Here is a 20081-nt window from a genome sequence, read left to right as displayed (position 1 = left end):
CAAGGGTTTAAGAGTGGAGATTTTTTCGCGTCCTTTGCGAAAAAATACTACTCGTCACTTGACGGTTTTGGATAGACGGAACGAGGTATAAGGCGGATTGTTTTTCGTAATTGGATGTGGTATAATTCTTTCACCATAGATTGGTAAATTAAGACTTGAAAGGATAATGGCATGAAAAAGAAATATATCATCCTCATCAGTTTTATCCTCGTTGTGGCAGTAGGAATTATCAGCTTTTATCTACTGACTCGACCTACAGTATTAGGTAACATGAGCAATGAGTATTCAAAGCAAGTCACCGCATCATCTGACATTTCTTTCGTAGGAGAAGCAGGCAATAGGATAAAGTTTGTTTTTGAATCGAATGTTATCAGCGGAAATTTGGACATGACCTTGTACGATTCAGATGGTAATGCTGTTTATACCTTGGATAATGCAAAAGAGTTGGCGACTTATTTTATACTTGAACGTTCCACCACATATACATTGGTCGCTAAGTGTGATAACTTTGTCGGAACGTATAAAATCTTTGTGTATTTAGACAAAGCAAACACATCGACAGATTCCAGTTTATCGGTTCAATAAAAGTCTAAAACAGGGCGGCGGGACAGATGTTGACAATCCCGCCGCCCTGTCTGTTACCGCTCCATATCCTGCGTCCTGCGTGGCTGATGTTCCTGCCGCAAGATACTGTAAACGCTCTTTCTGATTTTCTCCGCTTCTTTCACTTCCTCTTTCAATGCAAGATACCGCTGATTAAGCGTTTTTCTCTCGGCGGTCAGCTTGGTGTATTCTTCTTTCCATATCTTTGTCGGGATTGTGGTCTTGCCGTTCATCACGCCTTTGAGATAATCTTTCGCCGTTGTAAATAGGATTTGCTCGGCTTCGGTCAGCGGCTTCTTTCCCTTGTACTTGAAATAAATGTCGGCTTGCTCTAAGTGCTTTTTCAGAGTGGCAAGCCGCCGTTCAACGGGTTTCAGTTTCCCTTGAATATCCAGTTGTTCCCCTATCTGGCATAGCTTTCCAGAAATATCTTCTGGTTCTGTATGGAGTTACTTTCGCCGCCGTCCCTGTCCTCGTCCCCCACGGATAGGCGGGAGTAAAGGGCTGTGATTTTGCTGTAATCATTCATGTGCATATCCTCCTGCGTCAATATAGGTGTTGCTTACAGTTAAGATTATGCACCTCACCTGGCCGACCCGTACTCTACCCCCTGCCGGTATTTCTTTGCATTTTTTCTTTTTGTATATACGGCAATCCTGATTACAACAGCACTGATCACACCCACTGCCATATCGTTTCTATGAAAGCTGGGGAACGGATGATTAAATGCCATCTGGATATTGAGTGTCTCCGCACATACTGCGCCACAGTAAAAGCATGCATCTGCTGGAAGGTGGTGTCAACCTTGTATATATCAGGGATTTCCTTGGCCATTCTTCCATTACAACTACAGAAATCTATGCACGTGCTAACCCGGAAATACAAAGAAAGGCAATAGAAGAAGCATCTGCATCCATACTTCGGAAGAAAAATTTGACAGGCAGGAAAAAGCTGATCTGATTGCATGGTTAAAAGAACTCATTTAATAATTATGGAAAGTCTTTCTTCGTAAGATTCCCTTAAAAATAGGAAAAAGACTTTCCATAATAAATCACTATACAAAAGCGTTTCTTGCCTTTCTCGACTAGAGGAACAAGAAGAAATAAAAATAGCCAATCCTGTCGGCAAACGGGATAGGCAGTGTCCGTAAGGACATTTTTTGCATATAGGGTGCACGACGCCGTGTGAACTGTAACGACTGGATTACTGTTCACCCCCTGACCGGGTGCTCACAGATTATACTTCGTTTTGATATCAATATCCGTATACCGGTATTCCTGCTCTGGCATCCGGTTCTTCTGCAGGATATCCGCAAGGATGAGCGGCGGCTCATACCCCTGGACATATCCGTTCTGGTCGATCAGAAAATCTGCCACGTCTGATTCCAGCAGACGTTTATTCTTCGGCGTCAGGTCATAGATGATCGTGCTGGGCCTGCACTCGGGCTTCAGCTTTTCAAATGCATTTCTGATCCCCGCCTGCCCTCCGGACACCACAAAAAGCCCGTTTATGCCGGGTACATTCCGCATCGTATTGATTATGATCCGCTCCATCTCGTCCGTATCGTCGAAGCTTCCCTGGACTCCCGCAAGCTCCAGGCCGGGATACGACTTTTTCACTTCTTCCAGAAATCCGTCTACCCGGTTACTGTTGACATTGTTGCTGAAAAATCCGGTGACAACAAGTATCCTTCCCGTCCCTCCGGTCAGCATCCCCATAAGTCCCGCTGCGGTGCGCCCGCTTTTGCGGTTATCCATTCCCACGAAGCAGACGCGCTTCGCTCCTGCAAGATCTGAATTGAAGGTTACGATAGGGAGCTGCTCCGCCTCAGCCAACTGATCCACCCGGTTCCGAATCCGGGGGCTGTCCACGGGCATCAGCGCCAGCCCCTGGATTCCTTCCTCCGCCAGCTCGTCAATCATGCGGAGCTGTTCCTCCTCGTCTACCGACAGCCCTTCTTTGATCAGCAGCTCGATCCCCCGTTCCTCCAGCTCCTCCTTTGCCTGCCGGATGCCCCGGTTGATCTCCAGCATGAAGGAGGATTTGGCCAATTGGGTCACCACTCCGATCCTGATTTTTCCCCGTGCCCTTTTTTTGCGCTCCTTTGGGATGTAGCCCATCTCATTCGCTATTTTCCGTATATTCTCCGCCACCTCCGGGCTGATCCGCCCCCGGTTGTTCAGCGCCCGGTCCACCGTCCCCCGCGAGACGCCCGCGCGCTCCGCGATCTGCTGTATTGTTACCGCCATGGTTCCCTCCCCCTTCTGCCTGTTCCTTTGCCGGTTGATTGAATGCTTATAACAATACTACCATAAATAGAAAAGGCACGCAATAGGACGCGTGCCTTTTTCAGAGCTATTTCTGCGCTTTCCCGTAAATGATCTGATATAGTTCTTCCACTGTTTTTTCAGGGTTCTTAGAAATGACTTCATAGAGGGAACGTATTTCATCTGTATCCGTCTCCAGATCGTCGGCGATACGGGCAAGCGATTTATTTCTGGCACATTTTTTCCGAATCAGGGAAATTCGTTCGGTTAGTTTTTCTTTTACGGCTTTATCCACAGCTTTATCCACAGCTTTATCCACAGCTTTATCCACAGCTTTATCCACTTCTTCCTTCAGCTTCCGATCAAATTTCTCCTGTACGATTTCCATAAAAATATCGCTCATACCATTTACCTCCTGAAATAATTTCTGATTTGCACGCATGATCGTCTCGATCATCGACCGATGCAGGCTGCTTTCTTTATGATCCATATAGTTCTCGATCAGCTTCTCGGCTGCCGCAGTCTCATTCAGCTTATTGGTAAGACTTTTCAGCCAGAGATTTTCCTCTGCGGATAATTTTTTCGTGATCAGGATCTGGATGGGAATCAGATCTCCGTACACATAATAAATTCCCTTTTCTTTTTCTTCGACCCGATATTTTTTGACGCTCTTCAAATGCTCGATCAGCTTCCGGGGATATTTTTCCGCCACAAAAGTGATGGTCAGCTCGTCCGCGGGAATGCTGTTTACATACCGGGCATCTGCTTTATAAAAGCAGGTGTATCCGTAGACCTTGTAAAAATCATCCACATTGAGAGAATCATCGGGACTTTTATATTCGATGATATTATGCTTTTTGAAGATCCTTCCGATATTTTTCTTCACGGGCCTGTCCGTCTCTTTTTTGATGATCAGCACATCAATCTCCATCGGTTTTGTCCCCAATTGGTGCTCATTTTCAAACACCAGGTTGTCCGCGTCCTCTTCCAGTTCAATCTGGATTCCGGCATAAAATGCAGGGTGCCAGTAAGTCGCATCAGTTTCTTTTTTCTTCTGCTTCATAGAAAACCTCCTTATTCTGTTTTTTTCAGGAGATTTTCTGCTTCCTTTTCAGAAAACCTCCTGCTTATCTGGATAAAAGCACGAATTTTCTGAAAGGACAGGGGATGAAATCCCTTGTATTGATATGTCTGAGATATAACGGAATCCAAAATTCCGAAATAATGGAACTTTTAGAAAATATGCTTTTTCCTATTTTAGCATAATTTTCTGTAGAAACCAAGATAAAATAAAAAGATCTTCTGGATCATTTTTACTGGCCGGATGCCGTGCAGCAAGTGCACGCCACCGTGTGAACTGTAACTACTGGACTTTTTTGTTATTTCCCTGAAATCTCACCGGCCTTTTTTATAAACGCATCCATTTCCCGGGTCTTCCATTTGCTTTTGTGGAAGAAAATCTGCTGGTACATCCGAACCTGCAGCTCTTTGACCTCCAGCACCATCAGTTCTCCTTTCCCGACACTTTCCTCCACGGCAAAATAGGGCAGATACGAGATCCCGCCGTTTTCTTTCAGATGCCGGATGATAAAATCAGTGCTGCTGATCTCCAATGCGGGGGCCAGCGACAGATTGTGCGCTTCCAGAAGATAGATCAGATCCAATAGATTTTGTTCCAGCATCTCATAGAGCCTGGCAGGCGGTGCGGTTGTAACCTTGACGCGCACCCGGGGGTGGCAGGCGCGAAAGTAGTTCAGCACGACCGGAAGCTTTGCAGAGCACAGGGATTCCACTGTCCCGATGTGGAGAGGGCTGCAGAGCTCGCCCTCCTGCCCGGCCGTTTCTTTTGCCTGGCTGACCTCCTTTAAGATCTGCCGGCTCTGTTTCAGCAGCTTCTGTCCCTCGCCTGTCAGGGAAATCCTCTTTCCAAGGCGGTCAAACAGCTTTACCCCCAGTTCTTCTTCCAGAAGCTTGATCTGTACGGTCACCGCGGACTGGGAGTATCCCAGAATCTGAGCAGCCCTGGAAAAACTCTCTGTCTGCGCCGCCGTAACAAATGTGTTTAATTGTCGAAATTCCACGTTCCGCCTCCTTCTTATGAATTTAATTCAATTATATCATAAAATCTATGAATTTGATTTATTTCTGTTTTGTGGGTACAATAAAAATTACCATTCACTGTGAATTGTAACCAATGGAAATACTTTATGAAAAGAGGAAAACTTGATGGAATTTATCAGTATTTTTGACGTATTAGGGCCCAACATGGTGGGGCCTTCCAGTTCTCATACGGCAGGCGCCTGCTCCATCGCCCTTATGGCCAGGAAAATGCTGGGAGAGCCTGCCGCCCGGGCAGAATTTGTTCTGTATGGCTCTTTTGCCAGGACTTACAAGGGGCACGGCACAGACCGCGCACTGCTGGCAGGCGTGATGGGATGTTCTACCGATGATGTGCGGATTCCCCGCGCTTATGAGCTGGCAAAGGAGCAAAATCTCACCTGGCGCTTTTCCTGCAATGAAACAGAGACCGAGGTTCATCCCAATACGGTAGACATTGATCTGACGGGCATTACCGGAAAGACTGTTTCCATGCGGGGCGAGTCCGTCGGAGGCGGAAAGATCCGGATCGCGCGGATCAATGGGATTGACGTTGATTTTTCCGGCGAGTGCAATACCCTGATCGTAGTCCACAAGGATCGGATCGGTATGGCGGCCCATATCACAAGCTGCTTAAGCCAGGCGGAAATCAACATTGCTTTTATGAGGCTGTTCCGGGAGTCAAAGGGGGACAAGGCATACAGTATTGTGGAATTTGACGGAAAGCTTCCGGAGCACACAAAGGAAAAAATCCTGCTGGAGCAGGATGTAGAGCATGTCATGCTGATTCAGATAAGGGAGGGATAAAATGATGGATTTTAAAAATGCGGCAGAGCTGCTTTCGATTTGCGAAACGAACCGGATTCCTGTGTCTGAGGCCATGAAAAACCGCGAACGCCTTTTGACGGAGGTTACGGATCAGGAACTTACCAGTCGGATGAACCGGGTACTTGAGATCATGAAGCAGGCAGTCAACGAGCCTCTTGAGAATCCCCGTCCTTCTATGGGCGGGTTAATCGGCGGTGAAGCCAGGCTGGTGAACCGCCGGCGGAAGGAGGGAAATTCCCTCTGCGGCAGCCTGGTGTCCGGGGCCATTGCCTACGCCATGGCAGTGCTGGAAGTGAACAGCTCCATGGGGCTGATCGTGGCTGCGCCCACCGCAGGCTCCTCAGGGGTGGTGCCCGGCGTCCTGCTGTCATTAAAGGATGCACACGGTTTCTCCGACGAAGAGCTACTTCCCCCGCTGTACAATGCCAGCGCCATCGGCTATCTGGCCATGAGAAATGCTACCGTCGCCGGAGCGGTTGGAGGCTGCCAGGCCGAGGTGGGCGTGGCCTCTGCCATGGCTGCTTCCGCAGCGGTAGAACTCATGGGCGGCAGCCCCCGGCAGTGCCTGGAAAGCGCATCCACCGCGCTGATGAATCTCCTGGGGTTGGTCTGCGATCCGGTAGGCGGCTTGGTGGAATACCCCTGCCAGAACCGGAATGCCATCGGCGCAGCCAATGCGCTGACCGCGGCAGAACTGGCATTGAGCGGAGTCAGACAGTTGATTCCTTTTGACGAAATGCTGGGCGCCATGTACAACGCCGGCAGACGGCTTCCCCCGGAATACCGCGAAACCGCCCTGGGAGGATGTGCGGCGGCTCCTTCTGCCTGTGCGGCAGCTGGGAAATGCCATTTGCATAGTTGAAATAGATTTTGACTGATCGAGCGGACATGCCTCCTACGGAGGATGTCCCTCAAGGAATCCGCCTATTAACAGGCCGTGAACTGTAACACTCTGGAATCAAATGTTCAATATCCAGTGGAAGAACCAGTTGATAATTTTGAGGAAAACGAGTATAATCTTTATGTAAAATAAAAGTATTAATTCGCATAATTTTTATTTTACAACAGGAGCCAGATTTTACAAGTATCTGGCTCTATTTTTTATATGTAGATAAAGAAAATTTTTTATTAAAAATAGGACTGAAGCACTATATTAGTGCAACAGCCCCTGGAAAAATAAGGACTTTGAGTTTTCGAGAGCACACTCTTATAATCGGAGGTGAGATTATGGGCGGCATTAATAGTCGAAGTATGGACAAGGTTTTTATATATAGCCGCTTTATATGTTACTGCAGTTATGTCCGTAATCTGTAGTGGAATATCATTGTGTCCATATATCCCCCCCATTGTCTGTCTCTGAACTATACTGCAATCGGTATGACGAGTGCAGTATTAATGCTCAGAATGAAATTCTTCAAATGCCGAAACTCTCGCAGATATATTTGAATATGCCGATAACAAATCAAAATACATTGGAACATGGATCCCGGTACTCAATGTTTTGCGGTTATAATCGTATGTATAGGAACAGACAGGCGCATCCATAGACAGCAATTGCTCAGTCAGAAGAAAACAGGCGGCAGTCTCAAGCTTTTTTCGGTTCCTGCTGCCTGTTTTCTGGATTTTAGACTTATCGATATCTCCTTACTCTTTCGTCTTCGATTACCTGTGAAAAATCCATCCCATACGCAAAATCATACTTATGACCGCATGTATCCTCATAGCATCTGACATCCCGCGGAACATCTTCCTGCTGCTCTTCTACCGTATCCATATCCGCGGGGATTTGAAACGGAAGAAGCCCGGAAGGGGTATGCCTTCCTGTGATCACCTCAAGATACGCCTGCTTCTGGATCTCAAATCCCATCAAAACAGCATCCGCAAGAGGCTCAAATTCGCTTACGACCATCGGCCCCGACGTATCCACAACCGCAATGACAGGCTTCTCTCCCATCGCCTCTTTTGTCTGTAAAAAGACATCCAGATGCTTTTCATTGGCACAGGTATTCGTTTTGCCCAGATAAGCTCTGTCCGAAGCCTGGTATCCGCTGGATACTCCGGAAGTGTTTCCCCGGGAACGGAATCCCTCTTCCTGATGCGCATAGCAGAACGGGTCCCCTCCCGCAATGCTTTTCTTCCGCCCCTTCTGCGATGTATAGGGACGGTACTGCAGCGTAAGCGGCACATAGCCCTTCTCGCGGGAATATCCCGGCAGCATGGGCTTCGGGCTTTCCATAAATACGATTGCGGCATCGGCCTCCTCCGGGCTGTCGACCGGTGTAAAATACTGGCCGGCCAGTGCCTTCTCCAGCCACGGATGGCCCGGAACGCGCAGATCTTCCGCAAACAGCGCGGGCATTCCGTACAGCCAGGTTTCCGGGCATTCCGGGATATATACCTTCGTCCCCGGTTTCATCGGCAGAACCTGCCCTTTATTTTTCAAAAGCACCACCGAGTCCTTCTGCGCCTGAAATCCTGCTTCCATAAAAGCCGCGTTTCCAACCACATGCCTGCTTTCCTCCGTATCCACATAGGGATTCTCAAACAGCCCGGGCCGGAAAATATTTTTCAGGATCCGTTTTGCCGACCGGCGCATCCGTTCCTGCATCGCCTCTTCCCCTGCCGAAGCACAGCCCATACGGTATGCCGCAAGCACCGGCGCCTTTTTTGTATTTCCGCCGAATTGGTCCACGCCCGCCATCAGTGCCTTGTAATGCCTCTCCTCCACACTCAGATGTGCGGTTCCCCAGTTCATCCCGGATATCATCTCATCCGACGAACAGGTATCCGTGATCCCCCAATCCGTACAGACAACGCCGTCATATCCGCAGGTATCCCGCAAAAGCTCCTGGACAATATATTTGCTGTAGCTGTTCCCCACATTTTCCCCGTATTTTTTATCAATCCCATAGGAAATGGTATAGTAGGGCATAACCGAGGACGCCTGCCCCGTCTTTCCATCCAGACGGAACGCCCCTTCCGTAAATGGTTTTAAATGCTCTTCAAAATTCTCCCCCGGATAGACCGCGTATTTTCCGTAAGAAAAATGAGCATCCCGACCGCCCTCCCCGGTTCCGCCGCCGGGCCAGTGCTTCACCATGGCATTGACGCTTCTGCTTCCCCAGCCGTCGGGGCTTTCCTCCGTTGTCTGGCAGCCGTCCACATAGGCCCTGGCCAGATCCACCGTAAGCTTTGTCCCTTCTCCAAACGTCCCGTTATACCGGTTCCATCTTGGCTCACTTGCCAGATCGATCTGCGGAGAAAGCGCGGTCACGATCCCCAGCCCTCTATATTCATCCGCCAGGATCTCGCCAAACCGTTTTACCGTCTCCGGACAAAAGGTTGCCGCCAGGCCAAGCTGGGAAGGCCATTGGGAGATCATCCCTCTGGCGCCCACAAAAAATTCCCCGTTGGAAGCCGCGCCGTGCCTGGGATCCGAGCTGATGCTGGCTGGAATCCCCAGTCCCGTCCCTTCGCAGAACTCCTGGATATGATTATTCCATTTCGCAGCCGCCTCTGCCGATTCCACGGTGGTCAGTAAAATGTGCCTGACCTGGTCTGTTTCCAGGAATTCCTTCTGCTGATCCGTAAGCTGCGTGATATCTCCGTGTTCCATATCAAAAGGCTTTCCATCATAAGTCCCGGCAAAACGCTGGTTAAAGGTATCCCCCCTTCCCGGAGACGTGACGGTCTGATGGCTGCTGTAGAGCATCAGCCCGGCGATCTGTTCCATACTGAGCCTGGATGCCAGATCCTCCGCCCGTTCCTCCGCAGGCAGCCTCCAGTCCTCATACTTTTCCAGCCTGCCGCTTCCGCTGAGATTTTTAAACAGGTATCCGTCCTCCTCCAGAAGCTTCACCCCCGACTCCGGAGAATATGCGATGTCCTTCCCGCCCTCATTTCTGACCAGGATATAGCCGTCTTTGATTTCTTTCTGCCATTTCTTCTCTGCCATTCTGTCAAACCTCCATCTTTTCCGGCATTTTTATGTACCTTCTTTTCCAGGCTTATTCTACTTGCCTGCCATTTTTCTCTCATCCAGATCAGATGCGATCTGCCTCATCATTTTGTCATCCAGCTTATAGAAAAACAACGGAATCGTAGAGACCACAAAGCAGGCCGCGGGTATCAGATTTACTACCGCATTGATCCCCATTTTTACGGCTTCGGACTGCTCTGCGCCTGCCACATAGCCTGCTGCCGCCAGCAGCAAAACACCCACGGAGCCTGTAATCGCCGTTGCAAGCTTTACGGAAAAGCTTGTGACCGCAAAAGGAAGCGCCTCGTCCCGAATGCCGTATTTCCAGTCGCCGTATTCAATACAGTCGCATACCATTCCGATCCCTACGCCGGCCGTAGAGTTGGAATACCCGATTACTGCGCTGAATATAAAAATCACCGCCGGTATTTTTGCCCCGAACAGGAATATCGCAATGAGTGAAATGATGGATGCGGTATTCATCAGAATGCAGATATTCCGTTTACTTGTCAGCCGGATCACATAGGGTATCAGCATACTGCCGATGAGCTGGAATACGGACATTGTTGTATAGATCGGAGCGATCATCGTATAAGATCCGACCACATAGATCACATAATAGGACAGCAGAGACATCCTCGCGATATTTCCCATGGCCCCCATGAATGTATTCAGGATGATGATCAGAAGCATCTTGTTCTGCACGGATACCTTCAGTGATCTGAGGATGGATTTCTTCTCTTTCGCGCCGCTGCTTTCCGGGACGTCGATCACAACGGTTTCTTTGCATCTCCACGCACAGAGCCAAAAAGCCGGGAGCATGAGAACGGATAATATGACCGCGGCAATGAGGTACCCTCTCGCATCCGCCGCCTTCTCATTCCCGTTAACGGTCGTACTGAAATATAAGATCACCGGCATCGCAAATGCGGAGAGCAGCATACTGATCACGGCGCTTGCCACACTTTTTGCCGCCGCATAATTTGTACGCACCCGGGAGTCTCTTGCGATCCGGTTCAGCAGCCCCGAATAGCTCAGGTTTACCACCGTATAGGCCATCCCCGTCGCGATATAGCAGCTCAGGCAGATCGCAACCTTCGCGGCACCTTCCACCGGAAATACGGTAAAGGTCAGGATATTGAACACGGCCAGAAACGGCGGGCCGATCATAAGGTAAGGACGGAACTTCCCCCACCGTGTCTGTGTACGGTCTGCCAGAAGGCCCATCATCGGATCGTTTGCCGCGTCCCAGATCCTTGCCACCAGCATGATAAAAGAAATCGCCGCGGCCGAGAGTCCTACGATATCCGTATAAAACAGGGTCAGATAGGAATTGATCATATACCAGCTCAGCTGTGACCCCACCTCCCCGAAGCTGTAGAACAGGCCAAGTGTCTTGTTCGTTTTTTCTTGTGTAATCGCCTTTGTTTCCATGTTTTCTCCTTCCTGATGTTGTATCGAATGTATTTTTATTTTAGCAGGACTGCTTTTTATTTCTCATCAGAAAGGACTCTGTTATCATCCCTTTTTTTATCCTTGTTCATCTTCTCTGATTTAAACAGAGCAAAAACTTTGACCAAATTCTTGTCTTTTTCATGTCAATCTGTTCCGGACCGCGGCAGACTTCCTACCATCTTTCCATAACCTCGATCCCCTGTATCTCCTGGGCATTCAGACATGTCTCAATCACCAGCGTCCCATTTTCCGCCTGGATATGTGACACTTTTATCCCGGGCCGCGTGACCGCCCGCAGATAATCCATTTCCGCTGAAGCAGGTTCATCCTCAAACCCCGTTTCCATCCATTTGTTCTGAATATTGCCATGCTCCTGATTTACCGTATAGATTTTGACACGGTACTCGCCGGAATGTACATTGTGTATTCGAAATAGAAATGCCTTCCTTTCTGTATTTTCGAAAAAACGGTACTGGTGTTCTGCTTCAATCTCATTTTCTTCCTCCAAATAGTATCGAAAATTGAAATGCTTATAATTGTGGCAGCATATAAAAAATGAAGCTTCCCCATCCCCTGATATGACTGCGTCGTCGTTCCATGCCAATACGTCCTTTTTGAGCCTGTTCATAAAATCGAAGGCGTAATATGCCGGTTTGCAGATTCCGCCCTTGGTAAGTATCCCGCCTCCGCCGAAAAGTCCCTTTTCCGTATCCGTATAGTCATACATCAGATCCATCATTTCCCAATATGACAGGATCTTTGCCTGCTCCCGGTTTTGTATCAGGTTCTTCATAATATATGCGCCGTTAAAACAGCTGTCGTTGAGTACATTGCGGTTAGACAGGGTAAAGCTCCAGTCCAAAACATAAATCTCCGGAATCCTTATCCCCTTTTCCCGGATCAGCTCCCGTGTCTGCCGTAACAGATGATACAAAAAGTCGGCGTCCGTGGTGTATGGGTTTTTGCCGGCCGCGAACGGATTTTCCCGCCACAGATATGGAAAGCTGTTTAATCCGATAAAATCGGGCATGGCACCGCGCTTTCTCCAGATTTCCAACAGCGTTCGAAACTCGTCTCCATGAAAATTCAGGCACAGTCCGGTGCTGCCGATCTTAAGCTCCGGAACGTAGCTTTTGAAAATCGACGCAACGGCATCAAAGGTTTCCAGATATTTATCCATACTGCCGTAATTCTCTCTTCCGGAATTATTTTCGATACCGATTTTCCAGTGCCGCACCTGCTCCGGCCCGTAGCGTTTCAGCCAATGTATCATCAGCTCTGTCAGAAATCCTTTATTTGACTCCAGGCTGCAGAACTTTTCTCCATAATCCACCTCTGTCAGGATCGTGTGGTAATTCGCCATGATGCCTATATTCCGAAACCCAAGCTCCAGGAAAGGAGTCAGTCCTGTCTCGATCAAAAAATCAATCTCCTTATCAAGAAGGCTGAAGTTATATTCCGTCCGGTAATCCCCGAGCCGGATCATCATCTCATCGGACAGCACGTTCCAGACCCTTCCATATTGGAACCGCAGGCTTTTCTGGAGAAATCTGACCTGACTGCATACGTCATAACGGAGCAGATCCTGAGCTTTTCCGATATTAAGTACCTGATTCCAGTTTTTTGCCAGCGTCTCCCTTTCTCTGCAGTCTGCTTCCAGTATGGAGACATCCTGATCTGAAGCCTCCGCTTCGACCGCGCCGTTTGCAAGCAAAAAATTATCAATTTTTTTCTGCATTTCCTCTGTCAATCCCATTGACGGTTCTTTACGGCTGCTCTCCTGCTGCTTTTGCCGGTACTCTGTCGGCGACATGCCGTAGCTTTCCTGAAAGCTTCGGTTAAAGCCTGTGATCCCGGAAAATCCATTGTCCATCGCGATTTTCAGCACGGTCTTATCCGAGCAGACCAGTTCTTCCACCGCATACTCCAGACGGATATTCTGAAGCAGTTTCAGAAAACTCATATTCAGGTTTTTCTTAATGTATCTGGAAAGATAGGTCGGGGAAAGGAACAACTGATCCGCCAGCTTTTGAAGCGAGATCTGCTCTCTGTAATTCATTGTGAGAAAGTCAAAAATCTCCTTCATTCTCTCACTTTGGATTCCGCGCCGGAAGTCATGTCCCTGCAGTTCTTTTTTTACAAGAAATTCTGAACTCAGGATGTAGATCATCTGATAATAAAGGCTGTTCCGGTAAGCATTTGCCTGCCCTTCCCTGCTCTGCTCATACTGAAAGATCTGCCAGACGCAGCGCCGCAATTTTGCATATCCGGCCGAAGCCTCTTCTGCTTTCGCCGAATCACACAGAAAGTATAACTGTTCTCCATGGAACAGGTCGGTTAACTGCCTGTAATCTATCCGGAGGCTTGCCAGCAGTACATCTCCTTTTCCCTGGTATTCGTGCCGCACATTGGAATTGATCAGCAGAAATTCGTTTGGACGCAGTACATGTTGCTCCGATTCATACCGCAGCTCTAATATGCCGTCCAGAAGATAGACGATCTCTACCGCCTGATGGAAATGCATGCTCTGTGATCTGATCGTTGAAAAATGGCAGGTCACAATTTCTCTGTGTTCCATAGTGTCCCTTCCTTCTATAATTGAATCGGGTTTTGTTGGTATTCCCAGCATTGCTGAAAAATGTGTGATTTTGGAATATCATATCTCATCCGGGTTGTTTTTGCTATATCAATTCTGACCTCTTGTGATCGGATGCGTGCGTCAAATCCCTTTTGTTCTGTTCCACGAAACGGCGGCTTTGATTGCTATTTCAAAACCGCTTCTTGTTTCCTTTTAGCTTTAGCTTATTTCAAAGTTGTCCCCAAAATTGCCCTGCAATAATCTATTTTTATCTTGTGTTTCTCCGGACAAGTATGCTAGAATAGGAAAAAGCATATTTTCTAAAAGTTCCATTATTTCGGAATCTCGGATTCCGTTATATCTCAGACATATCAATACAAGGGATTTCATCCCCTGTCCTTTCAGAAAATTCGTGCTTTTATCCAGATAAGCAGGAGGTTTTCTGAAAAGGGAGCAGAAAATCTCCTGAAAAACAGAATAAGGAGGTTTTCTATGACGCAGAAGAAAAAAGAAACTGATGCCACTTACTGGCATCCTGCATTTTATGCTGGCATCCAGATTGAACTGGAAGACGACGCGGACAACCTGGTGTTTGAAAATGAACATCAATTGGGCAAAAAGCCGATGGAAATCGATGTACTGATCATCAAAAAAGAGACGGACAGGCCCGTAAAGAAGAACATCGGAAGGATATTCAAAAAATACAACATCATTGAATACAAAAGCCCGGATGATTCTCTAAGTGTAGATGATTTTTACAAAGTCTACGGATACACATGCTTTTATAAAGCAGATGTGCAGTATACAGACAGCATTCCTGCCGAAGAACTGAGCATCACCTTCGTATCGGGAAAATATCCCCGGAAGATGATAAAACATTTGACGAAAATCAAAAAGTATCAGGTCACGGAGGTGGAAAAAGGAATCTACTATGTGAACGGAGATTTCATCCCCATCCAGATCCTGGTCACAAAGAATTTATCCGGGGAAGAAAATCTCTGGCTGAAAAGCCTGACAAATAAGCTGAAAGCAACTGAAACAGCCGAAAAACTGGTTAAAAACTATATGGATCATAAGGACAGCAGCCTGCATCGGTCGGTCATAGAAACGATCATGCGTGCAAATCAGAAAATTTTCAGGGAGGTAAATGGTATGAGCGATATTTTCATGGAAATCGTACAGGAAAAATTTGACCGTAAGCTTAAGGAAGAAGTGGAGAAGGCGACCGTAGAAAATACGGTAAAAACAAAACTAACCGAACGCATTTCTCTAATCCAGAAAAAATGCGCCAAAAACAAACCCCTCTCTGTCATCGCGGATGAACTGGAGACAGATATGGATGAGATCCTTTCCCTCTATGACATCATTTCCAGAAACCCTGATAAAACAACCGACGAGATCTATCAGATGGTTGCCGGTTAAAATAGAATGGGGCATGCCCGCCGCAGGACATCCCCCGTTTCTTTTTCTGCTTATTTCACAGTAGTCTCCGGTGGATTTTAAAAAATCCCTTTTTCTTCCCGAAGCTTTGCGTTGGCCCCTTCCACGTTCATTGCTGACAGCACCAGCATGATCACCACATTGATGATCAGCGGAATCCACAGGTACATGACATGCAGCATATTGATGCAGGATTCCGGCTGTACCGCCAGGGTGCCGTCAAATCTGCTGAGCTCCAGCAGCCAGCCTGCCGCCGCCGTTCCCAGGCCGCCGCCCAGCTTTACGCCGAGGGAGGTGCAGGAGTACATGGTTCCGTCCACTCTTTTTCCTTTCGTTAAAAAAGTATACTCTGAGCAGGATGCGATCACCGCATTCATGTCCCCCTGCCAGGGCCCCTGTCCCAGAGCAGCCAGTGCGGTAAATGCCAGCATCAGCGGGACGCTCCCGATATACCCGGCCGCGACTACAAGCGCCCGGCCTGCGACCGCGATCATATAGCCCCTCAGGTTCAGCTTGTACATCCCTTTCCACCTGCCCACAAGCGCGGGTGTGAAAATCAGTGCGATGATCAGCGGGATATTGGCAGCCCAGGAAAACACACCATAGAGGTTTTCATTTTTCAGCACATAGGTCATATAATAGATTCCGGAATTGATCATCGCCGCATATAACTGCTGCAGGATATAGACACCGCAGATCATAAGATAGTATTTGTTGGAAACCAGGAGCCGGAACGCCTCTCCCAGCCCGTACTTCTCTTCCTCGCTCTGTTTCTCCTCCCACTCGTTGAGCTCCTCCTCGGGAAGCTCTTTCACAGAAAATACCGACACCGTATTGACGACCAGGCCGAGCACCGCATAGACAATGGCTACTGTCCGCCATGCCGCCGCCCCGCCGCCGCATTTCGCTACAAAGCCAATGGTGACGGACTGGATCAGCAGGCTGGTGGCAAATGCGAAAATGAATCTATAGGAGCCCATCTGAACCCGCTCCTTGCTGTTTTTCGTCACCAGTGACGTCAGCGCAGAATAGGCGATATTATTTGCCGTGTAAAATACGCCGTTTAACAGGGTATAGGCAATGAAAAACCAGGCGTACTGCGCTGTGTCCCCCCAGCCCGTGGGAACCGCGAAGATCGCCGCCAGGGTAACGGCGCAGCCGATGTAGCCGTACAGCATCCAGGGCCGCGCCTTTCCCAGCCTGCTGTGGGTCTTGTCAATCATGGAGCCGAAGAAAATATCCGTAAATCCGTCAAATAATTTGGAAACCGCGATCAAAGTTCCTACGATCCCCGCCGACAGGCCGATCGTATTGGTCAGATAGATCATGACAAATGAGGACAAAAACGCATAGACCACATTGCCTGCAATATCTCCGGAACCATAACCAATCTTATTGTACCATTTCAAATATGTTTTTTCCTGCATGTGTACTCTCCTTTTTTGTAATCGGGTGTCCGCCTGTTACTATTCACACGGTGTCGTGCACCCTGCTGTTTCAACTTGTTTACGGTTCCTTCACAAACGGCACCAGGCTGAACTGGAACCGGAACCTTCTTTCATCAAACCGATATTTTTCCATGACCTCCGGGCCGCAGCTATTGGAGCCGATCCCGTTTAACGCATAATCCAGGCACAATACGGTACTGCCCGACCTTTCCAGCTCGAAATTGTGGGCCTTTTTTTCCAATTCCTCCTGCGTATAGACAGACGCATTGAAGGAAAATCTGCAGTCCGGTGCCGAAATTGCAGCAAACCCGGCCTGGTTTCCGCTGACCTCCACATAATCGCAGTCAAAATGGCTCCCGTTTTCCTGGGGACGGATGTAGTCCTCGTGCAGCTCCGCCACATTTGCAGTATATCGGCCATGGCTGGCTGCCCGGTGCTTATCGCAGTAGCTTTCCATGGGGCCGTATCCATAATAGGAAACCGTGTCCATCTGCTCCGGCAGGAAGAGCCGCAGTCCGAATCTGGGCAGCGCCGGAAATTCTCCATTTTTTGCTGCGTCCATAGACCCGTGGATGCCGCCGTTTTTGTCCACGGTCCAGAACCCCTTGATATCCAGAATGCGCTGGACGGTGGGCGCTGAAACGGACATGGCGGTCAGGATTACGACCTCGTTCTCGGACTGTCCGGCAGCCGTGGCATAGGCTCTGGCAGACGCCTCGTGGTAATGCGCCTTTTTCCACTCTTCCTTGATATACATGTCGTTGTCTGTGGGCGCCCTCCAGATATTGAACTCCATCGGCCTGTCCAGATATTCCGTTCCCCCGTAAATGATACTCTCAAAAAGGCCGTTCCTCTTATTATATGTATAGACAAATCCCTCTCCCCGGATGATGACTCTGCAGTCCGTCTCCGCCACCTCCAGACCGCCGCCGGCGGTTTTCCCGCTGAACAGACGCCTGAGCGCGTCCTGGTTTCTTCCGTCCGCATTTTCCAGAAGGATTTCATCAAATCCCAGCAAATGGCCTGCCGGAACCAGGGGCGATCCGCTGCGGAGCAGGTAGAGAATTTTCAGATACGCCCTCCCCACCTCGGGGACGGATACATCCAGCACAACCGACGCCTCGCCGTGGGGCGGCACGGAACATGCGGGAATGCTGCCCGATTCCACACAAACGCCGTCGCAGGCCACCTCATAACGTATGTCCGCGTAATCCTTCAAATCCGTAAAATCCAGGTAATTGTGCAGCTTCAATTCCCCGGTCCGGGCATCATAGGAAACCACCCTCGCCGGACGGTGTATGTTTTTATATTCCAGCAGCCCGGTGTGAGGAGTGCGGTTCGGATACACCAGCCCGTCCATGCAGAAATTTCCGTCGTGGATCTTCTCGCCGTGATCTCCGCCGTAGAGATATCTTTCTCCGTCCCCGTCTCCGGCATACACCGCATGGTCGCACCACTCCCACACGAAACCGCCGCACATCCGGTCATTGCTGTGGATGACCTGGAAATAATCCTCCAGGTCTCCGGGGCCGTTTCCCATGGAATGGGCATATTCCACCAGCAAAAACGGTTTGCTCCCGTCTTTTTCAAAGTACTCCTCGATTTCCTCGAAGGCGGGATACATTCTGCTGTACAAATCAAGATTTGAGTAGTCATAAGTCACATCATAGTTTCGGTATCTCGCACTTTCATACTGGGTGATCCTGTCCGGGTCAAATTTCTTCGTCCACCGGAGAGCCTTTTCAAAATTGCACCCGTAGGCGCTCTCATTTCCCATGGACCACATCAGGATACTGGGACGGTTCTTATCCCGCTGAACCATAAGCTGCACCCGGTCCAGAATGGAATCCTCCCAGGCCGGATCGTCCGCAATCCTCCGATTCCACCCCTTGAAGCGGTTGTAGTCCGTATCCTCTTTGTAATAGATCATATTGGGGCCGTGGGCTTCCACGTCTGCTTCATTCATAACCATAAAGCCGTACAGATCACACAGCTCATAAAAATAAGGCGCATTTGGATAATGGCTGGAGCGGATGGCATTGAAGTTGTGCTGCTTCATCATCGTAAGGTCTTTCATCACCTGTTCCGGACTGATGGCAAAGCCGGTCCTCGGATCGGAATCATGGCGGTTCACACCATGGAATTTGACCTTCTGCCCGTTCAGGTATATGACCTGATCCTGAATCCGGATGGTTCGAAACCCTACATGATCCGTGATCACTTCCTGCCCCGTCTCAATGACAAGCGTATATAAAACCGGATGCTCCGCACTCCACAGCTCCGGTTCTGAGACTTCCAGAGAAATGCGGCCGGACTTGGCTTCACCGGACACCGCAATCCGGTTTTTGGGATCATAGACCGTCACCTTCGCAGCCGCCGGCTTTCCGATATAAGAAATATGTAAGCGGATCTCCGCCCTGTTTCCACGAAGCCGCGGGCCGGCTGCAGATTCCGCGCTGCCAGAACCCGCATCAGCAATTCCCGTATTGGCAGTTCCCGCATCGCCAGTTCCCATACTGTCAGACGTTACCGCAGATTGGACGCCCTGCTGCCCCCGGCCGGATTCTATTTCCCCATCCACAGCCGTTTCCACCCGGTAATCACCGATGCAGTGTTCCGGACGTTTCAGCAGATACACGTCCCGGAAAATCCCGCTCATACGGAATTTGTCCTGATCCTCCAGATAGCTGCCGTCACACCATTTCAAGACCAGCACCGCAATGGTGTTTTCCCCTTCTTTCAGGGCAGATGTAACGTCAAATTCACTGGTCGCATGGGACACCTGGCTGTACCCGATCCATATGCCGTTCAGCCACAGGTAAAAACAGGAATCCACCCCTTCAAAATTGAGATACGCCTTCGGCGCCTGCCCGTCCTTTACATAGTCAAACGTATGCACATATGCGCCGCAGGGGTTATCCTGGGGAACAAAGGGCGGATCAAAGGGAAACGGATAACGAATATTGGTGTACTGGTGGGAGTCATACCCGGCCATCTGCCACACGCCGGGGACGCTGATCTCCCCAAAATCAGACGTATCATAGCCCGGCTCGTAAAACGGCTCCTGCACGTCATAGATGCTCTGAAAAAATCTGAACTTCCAGTTCCCGTTCAGGAACTGGATACGGTCGGATTCCTCCCTGTGTTCCGCCAGATGATCCACCCGCTTCGATGCCGGGATGTAATATGCCCTGGCCGGCATAGTCCCCTCGTGCAAAATGCTGAGGTCTTCATAATACCTTGGTACAATCATGTTTTCAGCCTCCTGTTCTGAATCGCGTTAAAACATACACTTTTTTGTTCTTCTCTCCTGCTGCCCCGAGCGGGGTAGATTTCCTTTTTCTCTCTATTTTCTGGATTTATTATATGAATTTTCCATTTCAAAA

The 20081-nt window shown here is 49.1% G+C and carries 15 protein-coding genes and 1 pseudogene; 5 read left to right on the top strand and 11 right to left on the bottom strand.

Features of this window, described 5'->3' with window-relative positions; genetic code table 11:
* Window positions 1–171: 171 nt before the first annotated feature.
* On the top strand, window positions 172–585 hold the full coding sequence (locus EBB54_RS22140) for a hypothetical protein (RefSeq protein WP_125129024.1): 414 nt from the start codon (window positions 172–174) through the stop codon (window positions 583–585).
* A gap of 53 nt (window positions 586–638) precedes the next feature.
* Here the strand turns inward: EBB54_RS22140 and EBB54_RS31385 are convergent, their stop codons facing one another.
* From EBB54_RS31385 to EBB54_RS30250, 3 genes and pseudogenes are all read right to left on the bottom strand, one after another.
* Window positions 639–836, bottom strand: a complete 198-nt coding sequence (locus EBB54_RS31385) for a hypothetical protein (protein WP_243127769.1) — start codon at window positions 834–836, stop codon at window positions 639–641.
* 173 nt (window positions 837–1009) lie between these two features.
* Window positions 1010–1132: pseudogene (locus tag EBB54_RS31670) on the bottom strand (recombinase family protein); the annotation flags it as partial.
* Window positions 1133–1186: 54 nt separating this feature from the next.
* Complete coding sequence (locus EBB54_RS30250; RefSeq protein ID WP_154677807.1) at window positions 1187–1336, bottom strand: hypothetical protein; 150 nt, start codon at window positions 1334–1336, stop codon at window positions 1187–1189.
* Window positions 1337–1380: 44 nt separating this feature from the next.
* Between EBB54_RS30250 and EBB54_RS32315 the strand changes: the two genes are divergently transcribed.
* On the top strand, window positions 1381–1563 hold the full coding sequence (locus tag EBB54_RS32315; protein ID WP_125130956.1) for a site-specific integrase: 183 nt from the start codon (window positions 1381–1383) through the stop codon (window positions 1561–1563).
* 269 nt (window positions 1564–1832) lie between these two features.
* Here EBB54_RS32315 and EBB54_RS22125 read toward each other — a convergent pair whose 3' ends face one another.
* The 3 genes from EBB54_RS22125 to EBB54_RS22115 form a co-directional block, all read right to left on the bottom strand.
* Window positions 1833–2852 (bottom strand): LacI family DNA-binding transcriptional regulator, encoded by a 1020-nt coding sequence (locus EBB54_RS22125; protein WP_004071343.1) that lies wholly within the window; start codon window positions 2850–2852, stop codon window positions 1833–1835.
* 106 nt (window positions 2853–2958) lie between these two features.
* Window positions 2959–3933, bottom strand: a complete 975-nt coding sequence (locus EBB54_RS22120; RefSeq protein ID WP_125129023.1) for a hypothetical protein — start codon at window positions 3931–3933, stop codon at window positions 2959–2961.
* A gap of 316 nt (window positions 3934–4249) precedes the next feature.
* Window positions 4250–4951 carry a LysR family transcriptional regulator gene (locus tag EBB54_RS22115; RefSeq protein WP_125129022.1) on the bottom strand — a complete coding sequence of 234 codons (702 nt, stop codon included), beginning with the start codon at window positions 4949–4951 and terminating at the stop codon, window positions 4250–4252.
* A 145-nt stretch (window positions 4952–5096) separates the two neighbouring features.
* Between EBB54_RS22115 and sdaAB the strand changes: the two genes are divergently transcribed.
* Together sdaAB and sdaAA are read left to right on the top strand one after the other, a co-directional pair.
* A complete protein-coding gene (gene sdaAB, locus EBB54_RS22110; RefSeq protein WP_016298319.1) occupies window positions 5097–5774 on the top strand; it encodes an L-serine ammonia-lyase, iron-sulfur-dependent subunit beta in 678 nt (225 codons plus the stop codon).
* 4 nt (window positions 5775–5778) lie between these two features.
* Window positions 5779–6657 (top strand): L-serine ammonia-lyase, iron-sulfur-dependent, subunit alpha, encoded by an 879-nt coding sequence (sdaAA, locus tag EBB54_RS22105; protein WP_125130954.1) that lies wholly within the window; start codon window positions 5779–5781, stop codon window positions 6655–6657.
* A 768-nt stretch (window positions 6658–7425) separates the two neighbouring features.
* Here sdaAA and EBB54_RS22100 read toward each other — a convergent pair.
* From EBB54_RS22100 to EBB54_RS22090, 3 genes are all read right to left on the bottom strand, one after another.
* On the bottom strand, window positions 7426–9750 hold the full coding sequence (locus EBB54_RS22100) for a glycoside hydrolase family 3 protein (protein ID WP_125129021.1): 2325 nt from the start codon (window positions 9748–9750) through the stop codon (window positions 7426–7428).
* Window positions 9751–9807: 57 nt separating this feature from the next.
* Entirely contained in the window at window positions 9808–11208 is a 1401-nt protein-coding gene (locus tag EBB54_RS22095) for an MFS transporter (RefSeq protein ID WP_125129020.1), read from the bottom strand.
* A gap of 193 nt (window positions 11209–11401) precedes the next feature.
* Window positions 11402–13807: a GH39 family glycosyl hydrolase gene (locus tag EBB54_RS22090; RefSeq protein WP_162307182.1), complete on the bottom strand. Its 2406-nt coding sequence runs from the start codon at window positions 13805–13807 to the stop codon at window positions 11402–11404.
* Between the two features lie 492 nt (window positions 13808–14299).
* On the opposite strand from EBB54_RS22090, the gene EBB54_RS22085 reads away from it, so the two are divergent.
* The gene (locus EBB54_RS22085; RefSeq protein WP_125129018.1) at window positions 14300–15229 is read left to right on the top strand and encodes a hypothetical protein; all 930 of its coding nucleotides are present in this window, start codon (window positions 14300–14302) and stop codon (window positions 15227–15229) included.
* A 77-nt stretch (window positions 15230–15306) separates the two neighbouring features.
* On the opposite strand, the gene EBB54_RS22080 is transcribed toward EBB54_RS22085, so the two are convergent.
* Window positions 15307–16674, bottom strand: coding sequence for an MFS transporter (locus EBB54_RS22080; protein ID WP_125129017.1), 1368 nt, complete (start codon window positions 16672–16674; stop codon window positions 15307–15309).
* A 79-nt stretch (window positions 16675–16753) separates the two neighbouring features.
* On the bottom strand, window positions 16754–19948 hold the full coding sequence (locus EBB54_RS22075) for a glycoside hydrolase family 2 TIM barrel-domain containing protein (RefSeq protein WP_125129016.1): 3195 nt from the start codon (window positions 19946–19948) through the stop codon (window positions 16754–16756).
* Window positions 19949–20081 lie beyond the last annotated feature (133 nt).

This window comes from Schaedlerella arabinosiphila, from assembly GCF_003885045.1.
In the GTDB taxonomy this organism is placed as follows: domain Bacteria; phylum Bacillota; class Clostridia; order Lachnospirales; family Lachnospiraceae; genus Schaedlerella; species Schaedlerella arabinosiphila.
The sequence above is the reverse complement of the archived record's forward strand: the minus strand, read 5'-3'. Positions and strand labels throughout refer to the sequence as shown.